Source organism: Streptomyces sp. NPDC056734, assembly GCF_042790455.1.
Classification (GTDB): domain Bacteria; phylum Actinomycetota; class Actinomycetes; order Streptomycetales; family Streptomycetaceae; genus Streptomyces.
Genome location: NZ_JBHTZD010000009.1, coordinates 189122 through 199835 on the forward strand (window position 1 = coordinate 189122; position 10714 = coordinate 199835).

A 10714-nucleotide genomic window follows, 5' to 3' on the forward strand; every position below is an offset into this window, starting at 1 on the left:
GACCATGGCTCAGGCCCAAGCGGTCGGGGCTCAAGCCCTGGGGACCGGGACTCAGGCCCCAGCGACCACGGCTCAAGCCCCGGTGGCCACAGCCCACCCCCCGACGACCACGGCTCAAGCCCGGACGGTCCCGATTCCGGCGGCCCCGACTCCGACTTCACCGGGAACGGTCACTGATGAGTGAGATCACCGACTTCGACTCGCTGCGCCACGCGATGGCGGAGAACTCCGAGCGGCCGGAGGGCCCGGCCCGTAACGCCCGCGCGGAGCAGCTGCTCGCGGAGGCCGAGAAGCTGGACGTCCCGCTCGCCGTGATCGAGGCGCTCGGCCACCAGCTGAAGGTCTACAACTACAGCTCCGAGAAGGACAAGATGTTCGTCCCCTTCGCGCGCTTGCTGCGCATGTGGGACGAGCGGCCCGAGGACTTCGACGCGTACGAGGCGCATTCGCTGCACTGGGTCTTCAAGTGGATGTCGGCGGGCATGCTGGACCAGCCGCACATCCCGCTCGCCTCGATCGAGAAGTGGCTCGGCGAGATGGAGCACCGCTACCGGCTGGCCGGGCACTCGGAACGGGCGGTGCGCAGCGCGGAGTTCAGCGTCGCCGCGCACGTGGGCGATGTGGCGCGGGCCGAGCGGGCGTACACGGCGTGGCTGGCGGCGGACCGGGACGACATGGCGGACTGCCACGCCTGTGAGCTGCACGGGCAGGGCTGGTGGCAGGCGGAGCGCGGCCGGGACACGGAGGCGCTCGGCCTGTGGGAGCCGGTCCTGGAGGGCGAGTACACGTGCGCGCACGAGCCGCACACCGCGCTGGCCTCGTCCCTGCTGCCCTTGCTGCGGCTGGGCCGTGCCGACGACGCCCGCGCGCACCATCTGCGGGGTTTCCGCATGGTGCGGTCCATGGAGAGCATGCGGGGCGCGTACGCGGACCATGTGGAGTTCTGCGCGCTGACCGGGAACGAGGCACGCGCGCTGGAGCTGCTCGCGGAGCGTCCGGCGTACTTCACCGACAGCGGGCATCCGCGCAGCCGGCTGGACTTCCTGAGCGTGGTGACCCTCCTCATGGAGCGGCTGACCGGTCTCGGCCTGGGCGACCGGCCGGTGCCGGGCCCCGCCGGACGCGACTGGACCGCGCGCGAGCTGGCGACCCACGCCCGCGCGGAGGCGCTCGCGCTGAGCGCCCGCTTCGACGCGCGCAATGGCACGGATTACGTGAGTGAGCGCGCACGCGCGCGGATGGATCAACGCCCCCTGACGGACCGGCTGCCGCTGGGCGTGCGCTCCATACGCACGACGGTCACGCCCACCGCCCCGCCCGCCCCGGCGCCGGAGGCCGCCGTGCCGGAGCTGTCCGTGCTGCTGGCCGAGGCGCGGCGCCAGTCGGACACCCTCCAGCCGCACGCCGTGGAGGCGTGGGCGGCGGTCGCGCGCGCCGCCGAGGGCGTCGAGCTGGCCGCCCGCGACCGCGCGGAGATCGCCGACCACCGTGCGATGGAGCTGGGCCCAGAGGGCCTGGAGCTGTTCGAGCGGGCCGCCGAGTGCTACGCCGAGGCGGGCGACCCCGGCGAGTCGCTGGCGGCACGCGCGCGTGCGGCGTACGTACAGGCCCTCGCCGGGCGTGTCGAGGAGGCGCTGGCGGCGGTCGCGGGACCGTACGACGAGGTGCTCGCGCTGTACGCCGAGGACGGCACCGGCGTACGGCAGACCGTGGCGGTCGTGATGGCGCGGGCGCGCATCCTGATGCGGCGCGTGCACGAGGCCGACGGCGAGGTCGAGCGGGGCGTCCTGGAGGCGGCCGAGGCCGCCGTGCGCGAGGTGCTGGCGCTGGTGGAGGGGCGGGCCGGGGACGACGTACGGCTCGCCGCGCGGACCGCCGAGGCGACCGCCATGCTGGCCGAGCTGGCGGTGCACGGCGAGGGGGTGGCGCGCGCCGGGGACCTGTTCGAGCGGGCGGCGGCCGGGTTCGTGGCCGCCGGGCTGCCGTGGTTCGCCGTGGAGTACGAGGCCCGGCTGGCCGGGATCGCCCATCATCTCGGCGATGTGGCCGGGGCGGAGCGGGCGTTGCGGGCGGCCCTGGAGCACGGCGGGGCGTATCTGGAGCCGCCCGGCCGGGCCCGGCTGAACCTCCAGCTGGCCGAGGTGCTGGGCGGCACCGGACGGCCCGCCGAGGCCGCGGAGCACGCCCTGGAGGCCGCGCACTGGGCCGACGAGGCGGGCGAGGGACCGGAGCTGGGCGCCTGGGCGCGGCAGCTGCTCGGCGGCTTCCTGCTGCCGCTGGGGCGCTGGGCGGAGGCCGCGGAGGTACTGGAGTCGGCGCTCACCGACCTGAGCGCCGAGACGCACGGCGACGGGGCGGTCGTCCAGACCCAGTGGTGGCTCGGCGACGCGCTGAGTGAACTGGGCGAGCACCGCGCGGCGGCCGAGCGGCGGCTCCAGGCGGCCGACCTGGCCCGCCACTGGCCCGAGCAGCAGGACCACGCCACGCTCGCCCATCTCGCCGCCGAGTCCCTCGGGGCCGCCGGGATGCCCGCCGAAGCCGATCAGGCGTACGCGCGTGCGGGCGAGCTGTGGCGCTCCCTGGGCGATGTCCACGGCCTGGTCCGCTCCCTGCGCGCCCGCGCGTGGCTCGCTCTGCGCGACGACGGCTCGCGGGCCTCCGCCGGGGAGCTGATGGAGCAGGCGGTCCAGGAGTGCGCGACGGCCATGGACACGGCCCCGGATGACGAGGCCCGCCATCAGGTGACCCTCGAACTGGGCCACACCCACCGCCAGTTCGGTGATCTCCTGGCCCGCGCCGCCAACGACGACGACACGCCGTTCGAGCCCGGCTTCGAGGCCGCCCTCGCCCAGGTCACCCGGGCCATCCAGGTCTTCACCTCCCTCGGCCCGCCCGCCTTCCACGCCCGCACCGGCGCCGAACTCGCCGCAGGCTGGCTGGAGGCCGACCTGGGCCGCCCCGACCACTCCCGCGCACGCGCGCGTACGGTGCTGGACGCCTACGCGGACGCCGACGGCGAACCGGCGGCCCTGCGCACCGGGGAGGCGGAACGGATGCTCCGGGCGGTGGCGGAGAACGGGGAGGCGGGCGAGACGGGGGGCGCGGAGGGGTAGCCGGGGTGATCGCCGGAGGAGGGTGAGCGCGGGCCGGGCGGGCGACGGGGACGCCTGGTGCCCGACGGGCAGCGGTCCAAGGCGAACGGACGGAGTAGCCGAACGCGGGACAGGAAGCATGCCGGGGCCGCTCCACTGCCGGACGACCGGACACGGGACGGGAAACGGCGCTGCGCGAGCACGGCAGCGACAGCCGGGCGCCACGCCGCCCGGCTGGAGTCAGCCGGGCGAGGCCGGACGCGGGACCGGGTGGGCCTGGCGGCAGCCGGTGCACGGGCGCAGACCCGGCAGGGCGGCAGCGGCAGGGTCCGCCAGGCGGCCGGACGCCCCGCCCCCGAGGTACAGGACAGGCGCCGGACAAAGAGACCGGGTCCCCGACCCCGGCCGCACCGGACGACGCCCGGTCGGCCCCGCCTGGCCCGACAAGCAAACATCCGCCCGCGTCGGCACCCCAAGCACCCCAAGCACCCCAAGCACCCCCAGCCGACCCCATTGGACATCAGCAGAACGCCGGCCGAACGCCCCCGGCCAAGCAGCCCCTTGGACAGCCCGACCCAGCCGAGCAGTCCCCCACCCCTGAGCACCCGGCGGCGCCCGCCCCTACTCCACCCCGATTACTCCACCCCGATCAACAGAACCGCCCCCTGCCGCCCACCCCGATAAACCACCGTGTCCACCGCCAGGTACCCCTCCCGGACCCGTGTCTCCAGGTGCTCGGCGATGGTGTCCGGGGCGTCGTCGCCGAGGACGAGGGTGACCAGTTCGCCGCCGGCGGAGAGCATGCGGTCCAGGACGGCCTCGGCGGTCGTGGTGATCTCGGAGCCGATCACGGCGACGTCGCCGTCGATGAGGCCGAGGACGTCACCGGCCTGGCAGATGCCGGCCATGGTCCAGGACTGGCGTTCGGCGACGGCGACCTCGGCGTAGCGGGTCGCGCCGGCGGCCGACGTCATGGAGACGACGTCCTCGTCGAACCGCCGCTCCGGCGCGTGCACGGCGAGCGCCGCGATGCCCTGGACGGCGGACCGGGTCGGGATCAGCGCCACCCGGACGCCCTCCGCGCGAGCCTGCTCGGCCGCGGCCGCCGCCGTGTGCCGCAGCTCGGCGTCGTTGGGCAGCAGCACCACCTCGCGCGCGTGCGCCCGCCGTACCGCCTCCACCAGCTCCCCGCTCGCGGGCGCCTCCCCCGGGCGGGCCACCACGGTCGTCGCGCCCGCCTGCGCGTACAGCCCCGCCAGGCCCTCGCCGGGCACCACGGCCACCACGGCCCGCTGGGCCCGCTCCCGGGGCGCCCACTCACCCCGCGCGCTGTGCACGTCGTCCGCGCCGAAGTGGGTGATCCGGATCCGGTACGGCCGTCCCGCCTCGACGCCCGCCTCCACGGCCGCCCCGGCGTCGTCCACATGCACATGGACGTTCCACAGCCCGTCACCGCCGACCACGACCAGCGAGTCCCCGAGCCCGTCCAGCCGCTCCCGCAGCCGCGTCACGGCCCCGTCGTCGGCCTCCAGGAGGTAGATCACCTCGTACGCGGGACCATCGTCCCCGGCCGCATCCGCGCACTCTCCCGCCGCACCGCCCCCGGCGACAGCACCGGACCCGTCCGCCGACCCGCCGGCGGACGCCGTAGCGGGCCCCGACACGCCGCTCCCGCGCGCGTACCGCCCGGCAGCCGCCGTCGCCACCGCCCCCGGCGTCTCCCCGGTGAACGTCTCCGCCAGCGCCCCCAGCACCGCCACCAGGCCCCGCCCCCCGGCGTCCACCACCCCGGCCCGGCCCAGCACGGCCAGTTGCCCGGGGGTCGCCGCCAGGGCCGTACGCGCCCCCTCGTAGGCCGCCCGCGCGACCGTCGCGCAGTCCGCGCCCGGCGCTCCCCCGGCCGCGTCGGCGGCGGCGGAGGCCACCGACAGGACGGTCCCCTCCACGGGATGCGCCACGGCCTGGCGCGCGGCGTCGGCGGCGTGCCGCAGGGCGAGCCCCAGCGCCGGACCCTCGACCCGGCCCGTGTGACCGTTCTCACCGGCGGTCAGCACCTGGGCCATCCCCCGCAGCAACTGCGCCAGGATCGTCCCGGAGTTTCCCCGCGCCCCGATCAGCGCCCCGTGCGCCATCGCCCGCGCGGCGTCCGCCAGCGAGGGCCCCGCCGCGTTGCGGGCGTCGGCCTCGTGGCCCGCGAAGACCTCGTGGCCCGCGAAGACGGCCTCCACGGCCGCCACTGCCGATTCCACGGTCAGATACAGATTCGTACCGGTGTCCCCGTCCGCCACCGGATACACATTGATCGCGTCGATCTCCTCACGCGCGCGTCCCAGCGCCTCCAGGGCGAGACCGCACCACGTGCGCACCGCGAGAGCATCGAAGAATGTCTGCGGCACCTGCGCCACTGCGCCTCCTAGGACCTGCCCGGCCGGTCATGTCGCAGACGCGGGACCCGGCTGCTGGACGTGGGACGCAGCGTAGTCCCGGGGCCGCCGCCCACCGGTACGGGGCGGCGGCGGGCTCCTGAGCAGCCATGGTAATTTCGTTGTACCGACGCAGCCGTTGTATGCTGCTGCGGTTGCCCGATGCAGATCGGGCCATTCCCCTGGCACCGCCACTCAGATCCCCGACGGTTCGCAAGAACCGTGGCCCGGATCCGGGCGTGCCGGGATCCACCGTAAGTGCATCTGAAGTCTTTGGAGTGACCCGTGGCTGCCAACTGCGACGTCTGCGGCAAGGGGCCGGGCTTCGGCAACAACATCTCGCACTCGCACCGCCGTACGCCCCGTCGCTGGAACCCGAACATCCAGCGCGTGCGTACCGTGGTCGGCGGGACGCCGAAGCGCGTGAACGCTTGCACCTCGTGCATCAAGGCCGGCAAGGTCTCGCGCTGACGCTCAGCTGAGCGCGCGGCCACGCTGGTTCGCCGCATCGAGCCGACCCACTTCGGTGGGTCGGCTTTTTGCCGTGCCCGGAACCAGCAAGGGGGTTCCCCCGCTACCGCCGCAGCTCCCACCCATGATCCACCGGCCCGATCCCCGCCCCCAGCGCGAACCCGGCCGCGATGGCCCCGCTCACATACCGCTTGGCCGCCGTCACCGCCTCCGGCACCGTGTCCCCCTTCGCCAGCTGGGAGGCGATCGCGGACGCGAGGGTGCAGCCGGTGCCATGGGTGTGCCGGTTGTCGTAGCGCGGCGCCCGCAGCCAGTGCTCGGCCGAGCCGTCCGTCAGCAGGTCCACGGCCTCGCCGGGCAGATGCCCGCCCTTGACCAGCACCCAGCGCGGCCCGTATCGCAGCAGCGCCGCGGCGGCCGTCCGCATGTCGTCCTCGGACCCGACCCGCACGCCGGTCAGCTGGGTCACCTCGTCCAGATTCGGCGTGGCGACGGTGGCCAGCGGCAGCAGCTTCGTGCGTACGGAGTCCAGCGCGGACGCGGCGAGCAGCGAGTCGCCGTGCTTGGAGACGCCCACCGGGTCGATCACCGTGGGCACGTCCGTGCCGCCGAGCAAGTCCGCGACCGTCTCGACAAGTTCGGCGGACGCCAGCATTCCGGTCTTGATCGCCTGTACGCCGATGTCGTCGACGACACTGCGGAACTGGGCCCGCACGGCCGCCACCGGAAGTTCCCAAGCGCCCTGGACGCCCACGGAATTCTGCGCGGTCACGGCGGTGATCACGCTCATGCCGTGCACACCGAGCGCCAGCATCGTCTTCAGGTCGGCCTGGATACCGGCGCCGCCGCCGGAGTCGGACCCGGCCACCGTCAGGACGCGAGGGGGCGCGGACGCGGGCGCGGACGCGGGCGCGGAAGCCGGCGCGGAAGCGGGCGCGCTCATGACTCGATGTCCCCGAAGTGGTCCCAGCCGCCCTTGCGCGTCCAGGGCGCCCCGTCCACCGTCACCTGGGGCAGCGCCGAGGGGTGCAGCACCTCGCCGATCACCTTCCAGCGCGCGGGCAGCTTCACATCGGGCGGGAAGGTGGCCACGATCGCGTGGTCCTCTCCCCCGGTGAGCACCCACTGGAGCGGATCGACGCCGACCGCCTGTCCGATGTCGTTCATCTGGGAGGGGATGTCGATCGCGCCGGAGCGGATGTCGATCCGGACCTTGCTGGCCACCGCGACATGCCCGAGGTCGGCGATCAGGCCGTCGCTGACATCGCACATCGCGGTCGCGCCGAGCCCGGCGGCGGCCGGACCGGCGTGGTACGGCGGCTCCGGGCGCCGGTGCGCCTCGACGAAGGCGCGCGGCGAGCGGAAGCCCCGCGAGAGCACCGCGTACCCGGCGGCGGACCAGCCCAGCCAGCCGGTCACCGCGACGAGGTCGCCCGGCCGGGCGCCGGCCCGGGTGACCGGCTCCTGGTTGCGCAGATCGCCGAGCGCGGTGATCGACACCATGATGGTGTCCCCTCGTACCACATCGCCGCCGACCACCGAGGCGCCCGCGACCTGGCACTCGTCGCGCAGGCCGTCCATCATCTCGGTGGGCCAGGCGACGGGGAGTTCGGCGGGGACCACCAGGCCGAGCAGCAGCGCGGTCGGTACGGCACCCATGGCGGCGATGTCCGCGAGGTTCTGGGCGGCGGCCTTGCGGCCGACGTCGTAGGCCGTGGACCAGTCGCGGCGGAAGTGCCGGCCCTCCAGCAGGATGTCGGTGCTCGCCACGACCCGCCGGTCGGGCGCGGCGACCACCGCGGCGTCGTCGCCGGGGCCGACCCGGACCGCCGGGTTGGTGGTGAGCCGCGAGGTCAGCTCCCTGATGAGCCCGAACTCGCCCAGCTCACCGACGGTGCCCTTCATTGCCCTTACGCCCCTTCTGTCCCTGTGTCCGTGCCTGTGCCGGTCCCCGTGTCCGATCCCGTCCGCATCCCGTATCCGTCGCGCGACCACTCGTGCGCCGCCTGCGGCCTTCGCGGTGTCTGCGGCCTTCGCAGTGACTGTGCTGTCTGTACTGTCTGCGGTGTCTCTACGGTCGACGGTACGGCCGCCCCGGCCGTCAACGTCCGCCGCCCGTGCACCCAGGCGCGTGTGCGCCGGTCCGCGCACATCTCCCCGTGGCGAGCGGCGACGCGATACCGTGGCGTTCCTTTTCCCCACATGATCCTCGTGGCCGCCCTGGAGGTTCCGTGGTACAGGCGTACATCCTGATCCAGACGGAGGTCGGCAAAGCGTCGACCGTCGCCGAGACGATCAGCAAGATCCCTGGTGTCATCCAGGCCGAGGACGTGACGGGACCCTATGACGTCATCGTCCGCGCCCAGGCGGACACCGTCGACGACCTGGGTCGGATGGTGGTCGCGAAAGTCCAGCAAGTGGACGGCATCACGCGCACCCTGACCTGCCCGGTCGTGCATCTGTAGCCCCCGTCTACGCTTGGCCGGTGAATTTCTTCCGTCACCGGTCCCCCGGCCTGCCCCCGCTCGTGCTCGTGCTCGCGATCACCGTCGCGGGTTGCTCATCAGCAGACGACACCGCCTCCGCGACGGTTCCGTCGCCGGACGCGACGGTGACCGAGCTGTGCGGAAAGCTGGACGATGCGCTGCCCGCGACGGTGGCCGGTCAGGACCGCGAGGACCCTGAACCGGCTTCCGCGCTGACCGCGGGGTGGGGGAGCCCGGCGATCATACTGCGGTGCGGGGTCGAACGGCCCCCGAAGATGATCGATCCGAAAGTGGCGGAAGGGGGCGACCCCGATGCCGTCGCGGGCGGGGTCGACGGCGTCGACTGGTTGCAGGAGAAGGCCGACGACGGGGCGTTCCGGTTCACGACCGCGTCGCGCGTGGCGTATGTCGAGGTGATGGTGCCCGGGGAGCGCGAGAGCGACAGCGCGGGGGTGCTGGTGGATCTCGCCCCGGCGATCAAATCGGCGATCCCGGAAGGAATCGCCGACTGATCACGACCGGGATGCCGACTGATCACGACCGATCATGACTGATCGCCGACCGATCGCCGGGGACGGGCGTTCCCGCGGCTACCGCGGGGCGCCTACCTGAGGCCCGTGGCGCGGCTCAGTGCCGCCTGGATCAGGCGGTCCACCAGCTCGGGATAGCTCACGCCGCTCTTCTCCCACATCAGGGGATACATCGAGATGGGCGTGAAGCCCGGCATCGTATTGATCTCGTTGATCACGAACTCACCGGACTCGGTGAGGAAGAAGTCCGCGCGGACCAGCCCCTCGCAGGACACCGCCTCGAACGCCGCCACGGCGAGCCGCTGGACCTCGGCGGTCTCCTCGCCGGTCAGCGGGGCGGGCACGATCCCGGGCGTCGAGTCGATGTACTTGGCCTCGAAGTCGTAGTACGCGTGCTCCTGCGGCGGCGGGATCTCGGCGGGTACGGAGGCCCGCGGGCCGTCCTCGAACTCCAGCACCCCGCACTCGATCTCCCGGCCCCGCAGCGCGGCCTCGACCAGGATCTTCGGGTCGTGGCGCCGGGCCTCGGCGAGTGCCTCGTCCAGGCCGGACAGATCGTCGACCTTGGTGATGCCGATGGAGGAGCCCGCGCGGGCCGGCTTCACGAACAGCGGCCAGCCGTGCTCGGCGGCGAAGCCGACGATCCGCTCGCGGGCGGCGGACTCCTCGCGCTCCCACTCACGGGGGCGGATCACCAGGTACGGGCCCACCTTGAGCCCGAAGGAGGTGAACACCCGCTTCATGTACTCCTTGTCCTGGCCGACGGCCGAGGCGAGCACACCGGAGCCGACGTACGGCACCCCGGACAGCTCCAGCAGACCCTGAAGGGTGCCGTCCTCGCCGTACGGGCCGTGCAGCACCGGGAAGACCACATCGACCTCGCCGAGCGCCTTGGGCACCGAGCCGGGTTCGGCGTAGACGACTTCACGGTTCGAGGGGTCGACGGACAGCATCACGTCGCCCTCGCCCGATTCGGCGAGGTCGTCGACGCTGGGCGTGCGGCGCGCGGAGATCGCCATCCGCTCGGGCTCGTCGGCGGTGAGCGCCCAGCGCCCGTCCTGGGTGATGCCGATCGGCAGGACCTCGTACTTGGTCCGGTCGATGGCCCGCAGTACGGCTCCGGCGGTGACCACGGAGATCCCGTGCTCGGAGCTGCGCCCACCGAACACGACGGCCACACGCGGCTTACGGAAGGGCTGCCCGGCACTCTGGGGGAGGTTGTCGCTGCTCATATCGCGTTGAGCGTACCCGGTGCCCCGGCACGGACCTAGCTTCCCGGGCGGGGGCGTCGCACACGCGTCCAGACGGTCGCGGGCGGGGTTCGCGGGGGCACGCCGGTGGCTGCGCGGGCTCGGCGCGGCGCGGGGCGTTGGGGGGGTGCCGCCTCGGCTCGGCTCGGGGCGTTGCGGGGGTGGTGGTACCGCCTCGGCCCGGCTCGGGGCGTTGCGGGGTGGTGGTGCCGCCTCGGCCCGGCGTTTCGCGGGATCGCTCGGTGCCGCTCCGGCTCGGCGTCCTCCCGAGTCCCTCGGTGCCACTGCGGCCCGGGGCGACGCCGGGACTCCGAGCGCCGGACCGGCCTGGGGCAACGCCGGGACACCGACGCCGATTCAGGCCGACGCAACGCCGGGACGCTGAGCGCCACTGGGGCCCGGCGTATCGCGGGATCGCTCGGTGCCGCTCCGGCTCGGCGTCCTCCCGGGTCCCTCGGTGCC

General features: G+C 74.0%; 8 protein-coding genes. 4 read left to right on the forward strand and 4 right to left on the reverse strand.

All coding sequences use genetic code 11. The annotated features are described in order from the left end of the window. The first annotated feature begins 176 nt into the window (after nucleotides 1–176). A complete protein-coding gene (locus tag ACFRFC_RS16105; protein WP_382685220.1) occupies nucleotides 177–3113 on the forward strand; it encodes a tetratricopeptide repeat protein in 2937 nt (978 codons plus the stop codon). Between the two features lie 614 nt (nucleotides 3114–3727). On the opposite strand, the gene ACFRFC_RS16110 is transcribed toward ACFRFC_RS16105, so the two are convergent. After that, a complete protein-coding gene (locus tag ACFRFC_RS16110) occupies nucleotides 3728–5497 on the reverse strand; it encodes a DAK2 domain-containing protein (RefSeq protein ID WP_382685223.1) in 1770 nt (589 codons plus the stop codon). Nucleotides 5498–5800: 303 nt separating this feature from the next. Here ACFRFC_RS16110 and rpmB point away from each other — a divergent pair, with 303 nt between their 5' ends. After that, a complete protein-coding gene (gene rpmB, locus ACFRFC_RS16115) occupies nucleotides 5801–5986 on the forward strand; it encodes a 50S ribosomal protein L28 (RefSeq protein ID WP_004924906.1) in 186 nt (61 codons plus the stop codon). Between the two features lie 103 nt (nucleotides 5987–6089). On the opposite strand, the gene thiD is transcribed toward rpmB, so the two are convergent. Together thiD and ACFRFC_RS16125 are read right to left on the reverse strand one after the other, a co-directional pair. Then, on the reverse strand, nucleotides 6090–6929 hold the full coding sequence (gene thiD / locus ACFRFC_RS16120) for a bifunctional hydroxymethylpyrimidine kinase/phosphomethylpyrimidine kinase (protein WP_382685225.1): 840 nt from the start codon (nucleotides 6927–6929) through the stop codon (nucleotides 6090–6092). Then, complete coding sequence (locus ACFRFC_RS16125) at nucleotides 6926–7891, reverse strand: thiamine-phosphate kinase (protein ID WP_382685228.1); 966 nt, start codon at nucleotides 7889–7891, stop codon at nucleotides 6926–6928. The genes thiD and ACFRFC_RS16125 overlap by 4 nt, the downstream gene beginning before the upstream one ends. A 326-nt stretch (nucleotides 7892–8217) precedes the next feature. Here ACFRFC_RS16125 and ACFRFC_RS16130 point away from each other — a divergent pair, with 326 nt between their 5' ends. Together ACFRFC_RS16130 and ACFRFC_RS16135 are read left to right on the forward strand one after the other, a co-directional pair. Then, nucleotides 8218–8451: an Lrp/AsnC family transcriptional regulator gene (locus tag ACFRFC_RS16130; RefSeq protein WP_003997603.1), complete on the forward strand. Its 234-nt coding sequence runs from the start codon at nucleotides 8218–8220 to the stop codon at nucleotides 8449–8451. A gap of 20 nt (nucleotides 8452–8471) precedes the next feature. Further along, nucleotides 8472–8984, forward strand: coding sequence for a DUF3515 domain-containing protein (locus ACFRFC_RS16135; protein ID WP_382685231.1), 513 nt, complete (start codon nucleotides 8472–8474; stop codon nucleotides 8982–8984). Between the two features lie 92 nt (nucleotides 8985–9076). Here the strand turns inward: ACFRFC_RS16135 and ACFRFC_RS16140 are convergent, their stop codons facing one another. Further along, on the reverse strand, nucleotides 9077–10234 hold the full coding sequence (locus ACFRFC_RS16140) for a D-alanine--D-alanine ligase family protein (protein ID WP_382685233.1): 1158 nt from the start codon (nucleotides 10232–10234) through the stop codon (nucleotides 9077–9079). Nucleotides 10235–10714 lie beyond the last annotated feature (480 nt).